Source organism: Paraburkholderia phymatum (assembly GCF_038900715.1).
GTDB classification, from domain to species: Bacteria; Pseudomonadota; Gammaproteobacteria; order Burkholderiales; family Burkholderiaceae; genus Paraburkholderia; species Paraburkholderia phymatum_A.
In genome coordinates this window covers 105191-120058 of sequence record NZ_JAYMRZ010000022.1, presented here as the reverse complement: position 1 = coordinate 120058, position 14868 = coordinate 105191, and the positions used below count along the sequence as shown (strand labels likewise).

At 62.2% G+C, this 14868-nt stretch carries 11 protein-coding genes and 3 pseudogenes; 5 read left to right on the top strand and 9 right to left on the bottom strand.

What is annotated here, in order from left to right; genetic code table 11:
- Positions 1-71: 71 nt before the first annotated feature.
- Positions 72-1094, bottom strand: a complete 1023-nt coding sequence (locus VSR68_RS32205; RefSeq protein ID WP_342943655.1) for a TRAP transporter substrate-binding protein — start codon at positions 1092-1094, stop codon at positions 72-74.
- A 207-nt stretch (positions 1095-1301) separates the two neighbouring features.
- Between VSR68_RS32205 and VSR68_RS32200 the strand changes: the two genes are divergently transcribed.
- From VSR68_RS32200 to VSR68_RS32190, 3 genes and pseudogenes are all read left to right on the top strand, one after another.
- A complete protein-coding gene (locus VSR68_RS32200) occupies positions 1302-2357 on the top strand; it encodes a LacI family DNA-binding transcriptional regulator (protein ID WP_342943654.1) in 1056 nt (351 codons plus the stop codon).
- Positions 2358-2387: 30 nt separating this feature from the next.
- Positions 2388-2663 (top strand): hypothetical protein, encoded by a 276-nt coding sequence (locus VSR68_RS32195; protein ID WP_342943653.1) that lies wholly within the window; start codon positions 2388-2390, stop codon positions 2661-2663.
- Positions 2664-2862: 199 nt separating this feature from the next.
- Positions 2863-5250 (top strand): annotated as a pseudogene (locus tag VSR68_RS32190) (phosphoketolase family protein).
- Between the two features lie 88 nt (positions 5251-5338).
- Here the strand turns inward: VSR68_RS32190 and VSR68_RS32185 are convergent.
- Together VSR68_RS32185 and VSR68_RS42935 are read right to left on the bottom strand one after the other, a co-directional pair.
- The gene (locus tag VSR68_RS32185) at positions 5339-6034 is read right to left on the bottom strand and encodes a substrate-binding domain-containing protein (RefSeq protein WP_342943652.1); all 696 of its coding nucleotides are present in this window, start codon (positions 6032-6034) and stop codon (positions 5339-5341) included.
- 69 nt (positions 6035-6103) lie between these two features.
- Positions 6104-6277, bottom strand: a pseudogene (locus tag VSR68_RS42935) (LysR family transcriptional regulator); the annotation flags it as partial.
- Between the two features lie 230 nt (positions 6278-6507).
- On the opposite strand from VSR68_RS42935, the gene VSR68_RS32180 reads away from it, so the two are divergent.
- Both VSR68_RS32180 and VSR68_RS32175 read left to right on the top strand, forming a co-directional pair.
- On the top strand, positions 6508-8154 hold the full coding sequence (locus VSR68_RS32180; RefSeq protein ID WP_342943679.1) for a sulfatase-like hydrolase/transferase: 1647 nt from the start codon (positions 6508-6510) through the stop codon (positions 8152-8154).
- A 54-nt stretch (positions 8155-8208) separates the two neighbouring features.
- Positions 8209-9336, top strand: coding sequence for a formylglycine-generating enzyme family protein (locus VSR68_RS32175; protein ID WP_342943651.1), 1128 nt, complete (start codon positions 8209-8211; stop codon positions 9334-9336).
- A 92-nt stretch (positions 9337-9428) separates the two neighbouring features.
- Here VSR68_RS32175 and VSR68_RS32170 read toward each other — a convergent pair whose 3' ends face one another.
- From VSR68_RS32170 to VSR68_RS32145, 6 genes and pseudogenes are all read right to left on the bottom strand, one after another.
- Entirely contained in the window at positions 9429-10661 is a 1233-nt protein-coding gene (locus tag VSR68_RS32170; protein WP_342943650.1) for an FAD-binding oxidoreductase, read from the bottom strand.
- 25 nt (positions 10662-10686) lie between these two features.
- Complete coding sequence (locus VSR68_RS32165) at positions 10687-11040, bottom strand: RidA family protein (RefSeq protein WP_342943649.1); 354 nt, start codon at positions 11038-11040, stop codon at positions 10687-10689.
- A gap of 18 nt (positions 11041-11058) precedes the next feature.
- Positions 11059-12585, bottom strand: a complete 1527-nt coding sequence (locus tag VSR68_RS32160) for an amidase (protein WP_342943648.1) — start codon at positions 12583-12585, stop codon at positions 11059-11061.
- 34 nt (positions 12586-12619) lie between these two features.
- Positions 12620-12813, bottom strand: a pseudogene (locus VSR68_RS32155) (MFS transporter); the annotation flags it as partial.
- A gap of 87 nt (positions 12814-12900) precedes the next feature.
- Positions 12901-13965, bottom strand: a complete 1065-nt coding sequence (locus tag VSR68_RS32150) for a GlxA family transcriptional regulator (protein WP_342943647.1) — start codon at positions 13963-13965, stop codon at positions 12901-12903.
- A 100-nt stretch (positions 13966-14065) separates the two neighbouring features.
- Entirely contained in the window at positions 14066-14866 is an 801-nt protein-coding gene (locus tag VSR68_RS32145) for a crotonase/enoyl-CoA hydratase family protein (protein ID WP_342943646.1), read from the bottom strand.
- Positions 14867-14868: the final 2 nt, after the last annotated feature.

Here is a 14868-nt window from a genome sequence, read left to right as displayed (position 1 = left end):
GCGTGCGGCACGTTAAGCTCCTGCACGTGCCGCATCGCATCGAGCGCGAAGTTGCGCGAGCTTGTGCGAATTCAAGCGAGCTTGCCCGTGTAGCTTTCCAGCAGCGACCACGCTTCGTTGCCGAAGCGGCCCTTCCAGTCGGAATAGAAGTTCGCTTGCCGCAGCGCGGCGCGGAACGTGTCGGGCGAAGGCCGGTTGATCGACAGTCCCTTGCCTTGCAGATCGGCGACGGCGGCATCGTTGAGCTTGCGCACATCGTCGCGCTGGCGCAGCGCCGCCTGGTTGAACGCATCGGACGTGATGCCTTGCAGGTCTTTCGGCAGCTTCTGCCACGCGCGCTGGTTCAGCACGAACCAGAAGCCGTCCCAGATGTGATTCGTCAGCGAGCAGTACTTCTGCACTTCGTACAGCTTCGCCACTTGCACGATGGGCAGCGGATTTTCCTGCGCATCGACAATATGCGTCTGCAGCGACGAATAGACCTCGCTGAACTGAAGGCTCGTCGGCGCGGCGCCCAGGCCCTTGAACATGTCGATGCTCAGCGGACTGACGGGCACGCGAATCTTCAGGCCGTGCATGTCCGACGCGTTTGCGATTGCGCGCGAGCTGGACGTGGTCTCGCGAAAGCCGTTGTCCCACATCTTCTCGAACGATTCGAGACCGGCTTTCGCCATCGCCGCGCGCACATACGCGCCGACCTTGCCGTCCATCGCGCTCCACACCTGCGAGTAGTCGCTGAACGCGAAGCCGATTGCGTTGATCGCGGCAACGGGCGCGAGCGTCGACACGACGAGCGCGGACGGCGTGAACATTTCGATGCCGCCGCTGCGCACCTGCGCGAGCATGTCGGTATCGCCGCCTAGCTGGTTGTTCGGGAAGATGCGGATTTCCATCCGCCCTTTCGACTGCTCCTTCACCTGGTCCGCCGCTTCTTTAGCGCGAACGTTGAGCGGATGCGTGAGCGGCAGGTTGTTGCCGTACTTGAACACGTACTGTGGCGCAGCGGCACGAACGATGGCGGGAAAGCCGAGCGCACCGGCGACGGGCGCGGCCGCCGCGGCGCGCAGCAGCGAGCGCCTGACAAGGTTGGTCATTCGAATGTCTCCAGGTTTTGTTTGATGTGTGCCGCTGTGGCATCATGCTCAATCAAAAACCATCAAGATCCGCACAGGCGCCGATGCGTCTTTTTCGTTACGCTCTGTGCTGTCTGCATGATGTTGCTGCAAGACTAGGGACGGCCAGGCGCCGTGTCAAACCGCAATCCTGATTGTTTTTGATGGACTATTCCCTCAGAAAGCAGCATGGCTGACGCACCCATTCCTCTTTTTCCGCCGCGTGCGCGGATCGCCGACATCGCCGCTGCGGCGGGTGTTTCGACGGCGACCGTCGATCGCGTATTGAACGGCCGCGAAGGCGTGCGGCCGATGACGGCGCGTCGCGTGATGCAGGCCGCCGCGCAGGCAGGCTATGTGATCGACGCGCCGGCGCCCGAGACCAAAGCCGCGCGGCCATTGAAGATCGAGTTTCTGGTGCCGGCCGGCACGAACCGCTATCTGCGCATGCTCGGCGATTACATCGAGTTCGCGCACAACCAGTGGGCTGCGCAAGGCATGCGCTGCCGCGTGCATTACGTGGAGAGCTTCAATCCCAATGAACTGGCCGCGCGTCTGCTGCACTATGGCCAGCGCGCGGATGGCGTGGTTTTCATGGCGCTCGAACATCCCGTGGTACGCGATGCCGTGAACGCGCTCGCGGAGCAGAACGTGCCCGCGATCACGCTGATTTCCGATCTGTCGAATTCACGCAGGCTGGCTTATGTGGGCATCGACAACCGTTCGGCGGGACGCACGGCCGCGCTGCTGCTGGGACGCTTCATGGGGCCGCGTCCGTCAGGCAAGATCGCGATGCTTGCGGGGAGCCTCAACTATCGCGGGCACGAGGAGCGCGAGATCGGCTTTCTGCATCTGATCGAATCGACGTTTCCGCAAGTGAAGGTGATCGGGCTGCGCGAAGGGCAGGACGATAGCGAGCGCAACTACGTGCAGACGCGCAACCTGATCGCGCAACATCCCGATCTTGCCGGCATCTACAACAGCGGCGGCGGCTCGGATGGCGTCGCGCGCGCGATCGTCGAGGCAAAGGCCGAGCAGAAGATTCTCTTCGTCGGACACGGACTCACGCCGGATACGCGCGCGTTGCTGATCGACGGGACAATGGACGCGCTCATCACGCAGACGCCGCAATCGATGGTCGGCAACGCCCTGAAAATTTTCCGTAACGTGCACGAAGGCCGCGACGCGCTCGACGGCGTGAAGCCCGTGCAGTTCAGCATCGTGTTGCGCGAGAATCTTCCCTGAAGCAATCTTCAGTGCAGAGGAGAGGCAACCATGCAATCGGGTTATGCAGCCGCCGCCGTCGCGTCTGCTTTGGTCGTCATATATGTGCATTCAACCATCCCGCGCTATACGGTGAGGGGATCGAGACGGGTGATCGCCCATTTGTCGCTGGCGGTCGTGGGCATTCTTTTCGGCGTAGTCAGCGCGATGGTATTCGGGTCGGTTGCTTCGCCGTGGCTGGTGCTGGTCGTCGGATTCGGCGTGGTTCATGTCCCGGCGGCGTGCGTATTGGCCATTAAACATCTACGCCATTCAGGCAAAAGCTAAGCGGTAAGGCTGCGGCAAAGTTTGCCGAATCGATGAATGCGCACATGAGCGCAGGTCGGCACGTGGCCGTCAAAAATGAAAAATTCCACATTGCCGCCTAAGATACGAAAGTCCGACGCGGCCGGGTGCATCGCCAGAAGCGTCATCGCGCGGTGGCCATGTCGCGCACGCGGAAACCACGACTATGGAGATGCTCGAAATGAACGATGTTCTCCTCGATGCCACCCCGTTGAGCGCCGACGAATTGCACAACATGGACCGGTATTGGCAGGCGTGCAACTATCTGTCGGCCGGCATGATTTACCTGCGCGCCAATCCGCTGTTGCGCGAGCCGCTTGCGAAAGAGCACATCAAGAAGCGACTACTCGGCCACTGGGGTTCCGATCCCGGCCAAAGCTTCGTGCTCGTGCATCTGAACAGGGCAATCACGCGGCAAGACCTGAATGTCATATTCGTTTCCGGGCCGGGCCACGGCGCGCCGGCGACATTGGCGCATAGTTACCTCGAAGGGCGCTATTCGGAGATCTATCCGGACCGCGCTGAAACAGAAGAGGGCATGGCGCGCTTTTTCCGGCTGTTTTCGTTTCCGGGCGGCATCGGGTCGCACTGCACGCCCGAAACGCCGGGCTCGATTCACGAAGGCGGCGAGCTGGGCTACAGCCTTTCGCATGCCTATGGTGCTGCGTTCGATAATCCCGATCTGATCGTCGCGGCGATGATCGGCGACGGCGAAGCGGAAACGGGACCGCTCGCCACGTCATGGCATTCGAACAAATTCCTCAACCCTGCACGCGACGGCGCCGTACTGCCCATTCTTCATCTGAACGGCTACAAGATCGCCAATCCGACTGTTCTCGCCCGCATTCCACACGACGAACTCGCCGCGTTGATGACGGGCTACGGCCACAATCCGTATTTCGTCGAAGGCGACGATCCGCAGACGATGCATCAGAAGATGGCCGCGACGATCGATCGTTGCATCGAAGAAATCCGGGCGATCCAGGCGCGCGCGCGTACAGGCGGCGACCTCAGCCGTCCGCGCTGGCCGATGATCGTCCTGCGCACGCCAAAGGGATGGACGGGCCCGCGCGAAGTCGGCGGGCATAAGGTAGAGGGTTCGTGGCGTGCGCACTAGGTTCCCGTCGCGGACCCGGAGAGCAATCCGGAAAGCCTCAGGCTCATCGAAGAATGGCTGCGCAGCTATAAACCGGAGCATCTGTTCGACGAGTCGGGGAGGCTGGTCGAAGAACTGCGCGCGCTTGCGCCGCGAGGCGACCGCCGGATCAGCGCGAATCCGCATGCGAACGGCGGGGCGTTGTGCAAGGCGCTCGATCTGCCGCCCTTCGAAGATCATGCCGTCGACGTGAAGGTTCCGGCCGCAACCTGTCTGTCACCGACCGATGCGCTCGCGAAATACCTGTGCGACGTGATGCGCCGGAACATGACGAGCTTCCGCGTGTTCGGACCTGACGAAAGCGCGAGCAACAAGCTCTCCGCGATCTATGAGGCTTCGAAGAAAACGTGGCTTGCGCTCACGGAGGAAAGCGATAGCGACGGCGGTGAACTGGCCGCCGACGGCCGCGTGATGGAAATGCTCAGCGAGCACACGCTGGAAGGCTGGCTCGAAGGCTATACGCTCACAGGCCGTCACGGACTCTTCGCGACTTACGAAGCGTTCGTGCATGTGATCGATTCGATGTTCAATCAGCACGCGAAGTGGCTCGAAAAAGCAAAGCGCGAATTGCGCTGGCGGCAACCCGTGCCGTCGCTGAACCTGTTGATCACGTCGCTCGTATGGCGCCAGGATCACAACGGCTTTACGCACCAGGACCCCGGCTTTCTCGATGTCGTGACCAACAAGAGCCCCGACGTCGTGCGCATTTATCTGCCGCCCGATGCAAACTGCCTGCTGAGCGTCGCCGATCACTGCCTGCGTTCGCGCGATTACGTGAACGTGATCGTCGCCGACAAGCAGCCGCATTTGCAGTATCTCGACATGAAGGCGGCGATCACGCATTGCACGAAGGGCGTCGGCATCTGGGACTGGGCGTCGACCGATCAGGGGCAGGAACCGGATGTCGTGATTGCGAGTGCGGGCGATATCGCGACGATGGAAGCGCTCGCCGCCGTCGAAATACTCAAGGGGCTGTTCCCGGATCTGAAGATGCGCTTCGTCAATGTGGTCGATCTGTTCCGGCTGATGCCGGACACCGATCATCCGCACGGACTGTCATCGCGCGATTTCGATTCGCTGTTCACGACCAACAAGCCGGTGATCTTCAATTTTCACTCGTATGCATCGCTCGTTCACAAGCTCACGTATCGCCGCGCGAATCACGTGAACATTCACGTGCATGGCTATGCGGAGAAGGGCAACATCAACACGCCGCTCGAACTGGCGATCATCAACGGCATCGATCGCTTCACGCTCGCTATGGACGTGATCGACCGTGTGGCGGCGCTGCGCGGCGTGGGCGACCATGCGAAAGAGCGCTTGCGCGATCAGCGGATCGAGAACGTCACGTATGCGCATGCCGAAGGAATCGATCGAGAAGAGATTCGCAACTGGACGTGGACGAGCATGTGAGCGCTGAAAGGCGCGAAGGCGATGACGAAGCAAGATTTCGATCATCGGGATGGTGAGTTGCATCGCGCGCTCGCAATTTCTGCGGAGTTCATCGCCTCTTTTTTCGATTCTTCGTCGCGCGTTCTTCCAGACGTTCGTTGCACTCGATAATGGTTTCGATCGCCTTTTCGGCGCTGGGCGATAAGGTGCGATGCGCGAGACTCACAATCGCGAATTGCGTCACGAGTTCCTTCGAGTCTTCGAAGTCAATCGTTCGCAGCGCTCCGCTGTCGAGTTCTCGCCGTACCGCCGAGAAAGGACCGTATATCACCATGTCGGAGTCTGTTGCCAATTCCTTCAGCGTGTGAAAGCTGTTGCATTCGACCGCGAACTTAGGCTGTTCAAAGGGCTTGAGTTGCCTCAGCTTGCGAAAATTCTCCAGCGTGTGTTTCGGGGATGGCACCGACGCCACCTGAAGTTCTCTCAGCATCGAAATCCTGCGCTGGCTGCTCGAAAAAACAGGGTGTTCCGGCCTCGCGAACCATCCGCATTGGCAGGACGGCAACGACCTGATCGCCAGGTCCGGTGACGGCGACACGGCGGATTCCACCGTAATCATGAAATCAATAGTCTCTGCGTGGAGCCGTTCGAGGAGCGCGCTCCAGTCGTCCACGCTGACACGCACCGAAAGGCGCGGGTGAGACCGCGCGAGCACGGCGATCGTGTCGCTCAATAGCGCCGCAGCGGGAATGGGACCGGCGCCGATCATGACTTCCCCAAGCTCGTGGTTATTGAAGAGCTTCACGTCGCGATCGAGCGCCCGGATTTCAAACAGCGCTCGCCGCGCACGCTCGACAACCAGCCTTCCACCGGGCGTCAGGACGATTCCACGAGGATGACGATCGCATAGCCGCATGCCGAGTTCGTCTTCCAGCGACTGAATGCTTCGCGTGAGCGCGGATTGCGTCAGGTGTACTTTTTCGGCGGCTCTTGCGAACGCGCCTTCGTCTGCAAGGGCAACAAGATGTTCGAACTGGCGCAGGTTCACTATGAGTTCCACTCAACGATGGCATTCGTAATTTGCAATGGAAGTATAGATCGATCTCGTCTAGATTTGGAGCCATGCGAAACATGGGGCGTCCGCGACGTACCCGGGCGATGCTTTCCGCGCGCACAACAGACAAGCGCAGGCTTTCGCCCGCCGCAGATAGAGCTGAGACAAATGCATGTACTGATCGTACTTGCCCATAACGAATTGCAGGAGACAACGTGAAACGGATGATTCCGGTGTGGTTTATCGCTGCACTCTGGGGAGCGATCTGGGCAACCCAGGCAGTCGCTGCGCCAACGATTACCGAGCCGACGAAAGTGACGGGCCAGCCCGGCTACAACCAGCCGAATCAGTATCTGACGGGCCAGACAGTCAAGCTGGCCGACAACATGGAGCCGGTCATCAGCAATCCGGACCAGGTCGCTGACGCCCGGCAGAAGCTCGCAGCGTTGGAGAAGCGCGCCGGTAAACGTCCGAATGTGGTTATCTTTTTGCTCGACGATGTCGGGTACAGCGACTTTGGGTTTAACGGCGGGGGACAGGCCGTCGGCAACGATACACCGGACGTCGACCGCATCGCGAGCCAGGGCCTGATTCTCAGCTCCGCCTACTCGCAGCCGAGCTGCTCGCCCACTCGCGCGACGATCATGACTGGCCAGAACATGGCGCACCACGGCATCCAGATTCCCGTCATGTATGGTCAGCCGGGTGGCCTCGCTGGAATGATCACGCTTGCCGCGCTGATGTCGCGACAGGGCTACACCACGCAGGCGGTCGGAAAGTGGCACATGGGCGAAAACACCGCGTCGCTGCCGCAAAACGTCGGCTTCGACGATTTCCGCGGCTTCCTTTCCGTTTCCGACATGTACACGGAGTGGCGCGATCCGCAGTACAACCCCGAGGTGGCGCTGAGTCCGCAACGCTATAACTACATCCTCAATCTCCCGTTCAACAAGAGCGACGTGCATGCGGCCAAAGGCGGCCAGCTCGAGAATCTGTATGAGATCAACGCGGACAATATCAAGGATCTCGACCAGAAGTGGCTCGACTACACCGTTGGTTTCCTGAACCGGCAGAAGGACGCCACGAAGCCGTTCTTTCTGTACTACGCGCCGCGTGCGTGCCACTACGACAATTACCCGAACGACTACTACCGGGGAAGGTCCGCGGCGCATACGAACTACGGCGACTGCATGGTCGAGGTGAACGACATATTCAAGAAGCTGGTCGATAGCCTGGAAGCAAATGGCGAGCTGGATAACACCATTATTTTCTTCGGCTCCGACAATGGACCGGAGCAGGAAATCCAGCCGGCTGCGAAAACGATGTTTCGCGGCGGCAAGGGCTCGACGTGGGAAGGCGGTGTACGCAGCCCGTTCTTTGTGTACTGGAAAGGCATGATCGCGCCGCGCAGATCGGACGGCCTGTTCGACTTCGCCGATATGTTCAACACGTCGCTGTCCCTGGCGGGGCTGCCCGGCGCGGAGGTTGCGAAAGCCGTACCGTCGACGACCTATATCGACGGCATCGACCAGACGTCATTCCTTCTCGCCGACAAGGGCGTATCGAACCGCAAGAGCATCTTCTACTTCTGGAACGACGAAGTCTCGGCTGTGCGCGTCGACGAGTTCAAGATGATGTTCAAGGCGCAGCTGCCCGATACGGTCAACCGCATGGGCTACAACGGCGGATTCGCAGGCACGGTCGGGCAGGCATGGACTGCCATGGTGTTCAATCTGTACAGCGACCCTAAGGAAGAGGAGTCGGTTCTTGCACGTCACACGCCGCTGGAAGTCTTCTTGCTCGCGGAATACCGGCGCTATCTTGGTGTGCTGAAGAAGTATCCGCCGCGACACCAGTTGTCCGTCAAATAGGCATGCGTTGGCGCCGTCGCAGAGTCGGCGTCACGCATGTTGCAAGGATTTCGAATGAAACCGGTAAATAGCAACAGGCGCTTGTGGGGAGCGCTGGCATTGGCTGCGGTCATGTCCGCGGCCGGCCTCGCTGCCTACGGGTGGAGCCTGACGCCAGCCGCTCTGACAGTCGGCGACGGCAGGACCGGCCCGAACGACATGGTCTGGATTCCGGGCGGCAAGTTCACGATGGGCAGCGAACATCCGCATGCACTGCCCAACGAACGTCCCGCGCATCGCGTGAAGTTGAGTGGATTCTGGGTCGACCGGCACGACGTGACGAACGCGCAGTTCGCGCGCTTCGTCGCGGCGACGGGCTACGTCACGACGGCGGAGAGAAAGCCGAAGTGGGAAGACCTCAGTATCCAGTTGCCACCAGGCACCCCAAAGCCTGATGACAGTGTCCTTCAGCCCGGCGGTCTGGTATTCACCGGGACGGACGCGCCCGTGCCGCTCGACGACTATTCCCGCTGGTGGAAGTTCGTGCCTGGCGCGAACTGGCGGCATCCGACGGGTCCGGGCAGTTCGATCGTCGGAAAGGATAATCACCCGGTCGTGCAGGTTTCCTATGAGGATGCGCTGGCCTACGCGAAGTGGGCTCACAAACGCCTGCTCACCGAAGCGGAATGGGAATACGCGGCGCGGGGCGGGCTCGAGCAGGCCGATTACGCGTGGGGCGCCGAGTTCTCGCCTGGCGGGAAGAAGATGGCCAACACATGGGAAGACAGCGCGCGACCGTTCCCGGTGACGGCGGTACGAAACTCAAGCGAAAAGGTTCAGGTGGGCACGTCGGCGGTCGGTACGTATGCCCCTAACGGCTACGGTCTCTACGACATGGCAGGCAACGTGTGGCAATGGGTGGGCGACTGGTATCGCGCGGATGCATTCCGTATCGAGGCGGCAGGCGCGCGGACGATCACCGATCCGGCGGGTCCGACGAACAGTTTCGATCCCGATCGGGGCGCGCTCGCGCACGCGCCCGCACGGGTTACACGAGGCGGTTCGTTCTTGTGCAGCGAGACGTATTGTGTGAGCTATCGGACGAGCGCACGGCGTGGTACCGATCCAATGAACAGCATGTCGCACCTCGGATTTCGCCTTGCCATGGATGAAAGCGAATGGCAGCGCGAATCGGGTCGCTAGTTCGGGTAGTGATCGGCTGCTGCAAGCCGTTTCGATTCGCACGATAGGCGGCCGTACTCCCTGATTGCGAAATGCGGCAAACCGGCCGCCGCCTAAAAGCGATCGACGCGAAACGGAAACGGATCTGCAACCGGGTTAGCGCCGACCATCATCTCCGCGAGCAAACGCCCTGTAATCGGACCGAGCGTCAATCCGTGGTGCGCGTGGCCGAACGCGAACCACAATTCCTTGTGACGTTTCGCCGGCCCGATGATCGGCATCATGTCGGGCGTGCACGGACGCCGGCCGAGCCAGGGGCGCTCGTCGAGTCTTGCGCCGAGCGGAAACGTATTTCGCGCGATGGGTTCGATTGCGTCCAGTTGCACGGGCGTTGCAGGCGCATCGCACGCGGCCAGTTCGGCGCCCGTCGTCAGGCGGATGCCGCGCGCCATCGGCGTGATCATGTAGCCGATCTCCGTATCGAGCACCGGCTGGTTCAGGCGCGCGCCATCGACCGTCGCGTAGTGCATGTGATACCCGCGCTTGACGGCGAGCGGCAGACGATAGCCAAGCCGTGCGCTGACCGTATCCGACCACGGGCCGAGCGCGACAACGGCTGACTGCGCGTAGATGCGGCCAGCCTCCGTATTCACGCTCCATTGCGGTTCGAGCGTCATCGCATCGCCGATGAAGATGCGGCCGCCCAACTGTTCGAAGTAACGCGCGTAAGCAGTGACGAGCGCATTGGGATCGCTGACGGAATCGGCATCGGTGTAGCGCAGCGCACCCAGCAATGCGTGACTCAACGACGGCTCTTCGCGCCGCAGCCGGGCTGCATCGAGTGCCTCGAACGCGACGCCATATTCTGCGTTCCATCGCTCGACCTGGCGCAACTCCGAGTCCTGCTTGCGCGCGCTGCGGAAGACTTTCAGCCAGCCGCCCGTGCGCAACAGGGCCTGCGCACCCGACGCCGCGATCAGCGCGCGATGCTCGCCGACACAGTGCTCGATCAGCGTCGAGTACGAACGCGCGATTGCCGCATGGCGGTCCGCACGCGAGTGATACCAGTAGCGGTACAGGAACGGCAGCAGCTTCGGCATCGCGCGCGGGTGGTAGCGCACGTCGAGCGAGCGGTTGCGCGCATAGCGCAGCAGTGTTGCCGGATCGCGAGGAAATGCGTACGGGTACACGCCCTCGCGCTGGATCAGTCCCGCGTTGCCGAACGACGTTTCGTTGCCGGGCGCCTTGCGATCGACGAGCGCAACGGACAGTCCGCGCTGTTGCAGATGCACGGCCACCGACACGCCCACCATGCCCGCGCCGAGTACGACGGTATCGAACTTCATCGCAGCGTTTTCCTTGCCGATGACGTCATGCGAGCGCGGTCACGGCGATTTCGACATCGAGCCCCGGCCTCATCAGCAATGCCTGCACGCAGGCGCGCGTAGGCGCATGGCCCGACGGCACCCAGGCTTCCCAGGCCGCGTTGAATTCGTCGAAATGTTTAGGGTCGCTCAGCCACACGTTCGCGGTGAGAACTCGCGTCTTGTCGACGCCCGCCGATGCGAGCAGCGTATCGATACGCGTGAGGATTTCCGTCGCCTGCACGGTGATCGACGCGCCGGCCGTGTCCGGCACCTGGCCCGACAGATAGACGATGCCGTTGGCGATCACCACCTGGCTCATGCGTGCGTTGGTTTGCAGTCTTTCGATCTCGTTGGACATGATGTTCTTATGCGTGAGTTACATGGATGACATGCTGGCGTCGCCTTCGCCAGCAGAGTTGAAAATGGGCGGCGCGGTGACGATCGACTTCAGCGCTGCATTCGGCTGCGTGAGACGCGACAGATCGGGACGCGGACGGCGCAGTGCGGGCTCCTTGTCGAAAGCCTGCTCCATCGCGCGCGCGACGGCCAGCGTCTTCAGATCGCCATGATACGGCCCGACGATCTGCAAACCGAACGGCATGCCCGCATGATCGACGCCGCATGGAAGCGATAGCGCGGGATGCGTCGTCAGCGTCACGACGTAGGTCAGCGCGAGCCATCGATAGTAGTTCTCCTGCGCGCGTCCGTTGATCTGCGCCGCGTACAGCTCGCGCCACGGAAACGGCGAAACGGGCGTAGTCGGCGACACGATCACGTCGTAGCGCTCGAACGCGGACTGGAAGCGCCTGAAGATGCGCGTCTGTTCCGCGTGCGCCCATGCGCTGTCGGCGAGCGTCATCGACGCGCCCATTTCGTAGTTCGCGCGCGTGTTCGGTCCCAGCGCGCCCGGGTCGCGCGCATACACGTCGCGCAGCCCCGCGACGAAGCTCTCCGCGCGGATCACATCGAACGAGCGGTGTACATCGCCGAGATCGAAGCTGACGGGCTCGCATGTGCGCACCATTCTCGCGAGCGCGGCCATGCGCGAGCGGAACAGCGCGCGGATATCGTCATCGACATCGCACGAGCCGAAGTCTTCCGTATAGCCGACGCGCAGCGTGGCGAGATCGAGCGCGGGCAGCGCCGCGAAGCCAAGTGGATCGGTTTCGTAACTAAGCGGATCGCTCGCCGACAGGCCCGCCGTCGCCGCGAGTTGCAGTGCCGTCTCTTCGACATCGCGGCCCATCGGACCGACGACCGAAATCGGCGTCCAGCCGAGCAGACGACGCGAGTTGGGCACGAGTCCAGGAGAAGGGCGAAAGCCGACCACGCCGCATTTCGATGCCGGGATGCGCAGCGAGCCGCCTGTATCCGAGCCGGTGCAGACGGGCAGCATGTCGCACGCGAGCGCCGCCGCCGAGCCACCCGATGAACCGCCCGCGTTCAGTTCGGTGTCGAACGGATTGCCCGTCGCGCCCCAAACCGGGTTGCGCGTATTTGCGCCGGCGCCGAGTTCCGGCACATTCGTCTTGCCGACGAGAATCGCGCCCGCCGCGCGCAGCCGTTCGACCAGCGCGACATCGCGCGAAGGCACGTGACTGCGCGACATCGGCGAGCCGTAAGTGGTCAGCAGGCCCGCCGTATCTTCGAGATCCTTCACGCCGAGCGGCAAGCCGTGCAGCAGTCCGAGCGGTTCGCCCGCAAGCACCTTGCGCTCGGCGGCCTTCGCGGCTTCGCGCGCATCGTCGTAGCAGGTTGCCGTGATTGCGTTAACGGCGGGGTTGATGGCTTCGATCCGTTCGATGCAGGCATCGAGCAGTTCGACGGGCGAAATCTCTTTCGCGCCGATCATCCGGCGCAACTCGACGGCATTGCGGCTGACGAGATCGTCGTGAGCAGACATGATTCGAAATCCTCGAGTCGGAGTAAGGTCGGGAAAGCGCTTCATTCGTGCGATCGTGCAGCCGGATCACAGGGACGCGCGATACGCGCACGCAGCCGCCGCGTACCATGCGGGCACAAGCGGATTGCCCGTCAGCGCGACGAGCAAGCATGCCACGAACGGCGAAAAGCCGCCGAAGAACGAAGCGCTCACGACATAGGTTAGCGCGATAGCCGTCGCGCGCGCATGCCACAAGAGCGCTGACGAGCGATCATCCGGTGCGTTCGGCCTGTCATCGCGCTTTGCTTGCAACGGTCCGGCTGAACGTCAAAGGCCTCAGATTTTCGCCTTCGACGCGCGCTCCTGTCCCGGCGTGATGGAAAACGCCTTGCGATAACACCGTCCGAGATGCGACGCGCTTGTGAATCCGCATTGCAAGGCGATATCGAAGATGGACGAGGTCGATTCGTGCAGCAGTTTTTGCGCGGCCTTCAGGCGCACGTCGAGATAGAACTGCGACGGCCCCATGCCGAAGTGCTTCAGCCACATGCGCTCGATCTGACGCGGCGAAATGCCCACCAGTGAAGCGATGGTCTGCACGGGCACGGGCCGTTCGATGTTCTGTTCCATCAACGTGATCGCATTGACGATGCGCCGGTCCTCGATGCCGTAGCGCCACTGGATCGCCATTTTCTGGCTTTCCTGCGATGCGCGAATGCGTGTGTGCAGAAACTGATCGGCGACGTCGGCGGCGAGCCGGTGGCTATGCGCGCGAGCAATCATGTCGAGCATCAGATCGATCGCGGACGTGCCGCCGCCGCACGTGAGCCGGTCGCCATCGATGCAATAGAGGTCGCGCGTCACCGTCAATGACGGAAACTCGTCGGCGAGCGCTTTCAACGCCTCCCAATGGATCGTGCAGCGGCGCTTGTCGAGCAGCCCCGCGCGCGCGAGGATCATCGTGCCGAGACTGATGCCGCCCAGCGGCCGGCCGCTCGCCGCATAGCGGCGCAGAAAATCGAACACCGACGCGTTGCGGTAGTTCTCGACATCGATGCTTGCCACCACGAATAGCTGATCGACGGCAATCGACGACGTCATCGCCGATTCCGGCAGCAGCGAAAAACCCGAGCTCGACGACACGGGTTCACCGTCGGCGCTGATCAGATGCCAGCTATAGAGCGGCTTGCCGCTCATCCGGTTGGCGGCGCGCAGAGGCTCGGTTGCCGAGCTGAGCGCCATCATCGAGAAGTTCGGCACCAGAAAAAAGCCGATGCGTTGCGTGACGACGGGACGCTCGTGCGTGCTGCACGAAATGCCGGCCGCGCCCGCGCCGGCCGTCCGCCGTTCCAGATGCAGCGCCGCAGCCAGCTTCGGCGCATCGTTGCTTTTCCTGCGCATGTCCATGGTGGAGGAGCCAAGATAGGGAGACTGTCGCATATCGCGATGCGCGGGTCCATCGCGTCATGCGTGCCTCGAAGCGCTCAGGCCGGCGCCGGTGTCATTCGCCCGTGTAGTTGGGCGCGCGCTTCTCGAAGGTCGCGGCGATGGCCTCGCGATGATCCGCCGTGCGATGCACGATGCCCTGAAACGCCGCCGACAGTTCCAGCAGACTCGGCAGATCCATCCGCTGGCCTTCGCGGATCAGGCGCTTGCTCATGCGCAGCACGTTGGGCGGATTGCTCGCGATCCGTTGCGCCAGTTCATTTGCGGCAGGCAGCAACTGCGCATCAGGCACGACGCGTGACACGAGACCCCATTCGAGCGCGCATTGGGCGTCGATGGGCGTGCCCGTGAAGATCATTTCGGCGGCGCGCGACAGGCCGATTGCGCGCGGCAGCAGCCACGCGCCGCCGTCGCCGGGAATGATGCCGACTTTCGCGAAGCTCTCCGCGAACAGCGCGCTTTGCGCGGCGATGCGGATATCGCACATCAACGCGAGATCGCAGCCCGCGCCGTGCGCCGGACCGTTGACGGCGGCGATGCAGGGCACGTCCAGTTCATGAAACGCACGCGGGATGCGCTGAATGCCGCGCCGATAGTTCTCCCGTATCTGCGCCGAGTTGCCGCCGAAGGTGCCCACCTCGTCGCGCATGTGCTTGATGTTGCCGCCCGACGAAAACGCAGGGCCTGCGCCCGTCAGCACGATCGCGCGCACGGACAGATCGGCTTGCGCGCGCTCGAGGCTCGCGACGAGCGCATCGACCACTTCCATCTCCGTCAACGCATTGCGCGTTTCCGGTCGGTTCAGCGTGATGGTTGCCACGCCGCCGTCCAATTCGTACAGCACCGGTTCATTCATGA

What these genes read in the sequence shown, in the direction of transcription:
- VSR68_RS32205 (WP_342943655.1), bottom strand. Translation starts at nt 1,094, where the DNA reads ATGACCAACCTTGTCAGGCGCTCGCTGCTGCGCGCCGCGGCGGCCGCG.
- VSR68_RS32150 (WP_342943647.1), bottom strand. Translation starts at nt 13,965, where the DNA reads ATGCGCAGGAAAAGCAACGATGCGCCGAAGCTGGCTGCGGCGCTGCAT.
- VSR68_RS32180 (WP_342943679.1), top strand. Translation starts at nt 6,508, where the DNA reads ATGATTCCGGTGTGGTTTATCGCTGCACTCTGGGGAGCGATCTGGGCA.
- VSR68_RS32160 (WP_342943648.1), bottom strand. Translation starts at nt 12,585, where the DNA reads ATGTCTGCTCACGACGATCTCGTCAGCCGCAATGCCGTCGAGTTGCGC.
- VSR68_RS32165 (WP_342943649.1), bottom strand. Translation starts at nt 11,040, where the DNA reads ATGTCCAACGAGATCGAAAGACTGCAAACCAACGCACGCATGAGCCAG.
- VSR68_RS32145 (WP_342943646.1), bottom strand. Translation starts at nt 14,866, where the DNA reads ATGAATGAACCGGTGCTGTACGAATTGGACGGCGGCGTGGCAACCATC.
- VSR68_RS32175 (WP_342943651.1), top strand. Translation starts at nt 8,209, where the DNA reads ATGAAACCGGTAAATAGCAACAGGCGCTTGTGGGGAGCGCTGGCATTG.
- VSR68_RS32170 (WP_342943650.1), bottom strand. Translation starts at nt 10,661, where the DNA reads ATGAAGTTCGATACCGTCGTACTCGGCGCGGGCATGGTGGGCGTGTCG.
- VSR68_RS32195 (WP_342943653.1), top strand. Translation starts at nt 2,388, where the DNA reads ATGCAATCGGGTTATGCAGCCGCCGCCGTCGCGTCTGCTTTGGTCGTC.
- VSR68_RS32200 (WP_342943654.1), top strand. Translation starts at nt 1,302, where the DNA reads ATGGCTGACGCACCCATTCCTCTTTTTCCGCCGCGTGCGCGGATCGCC.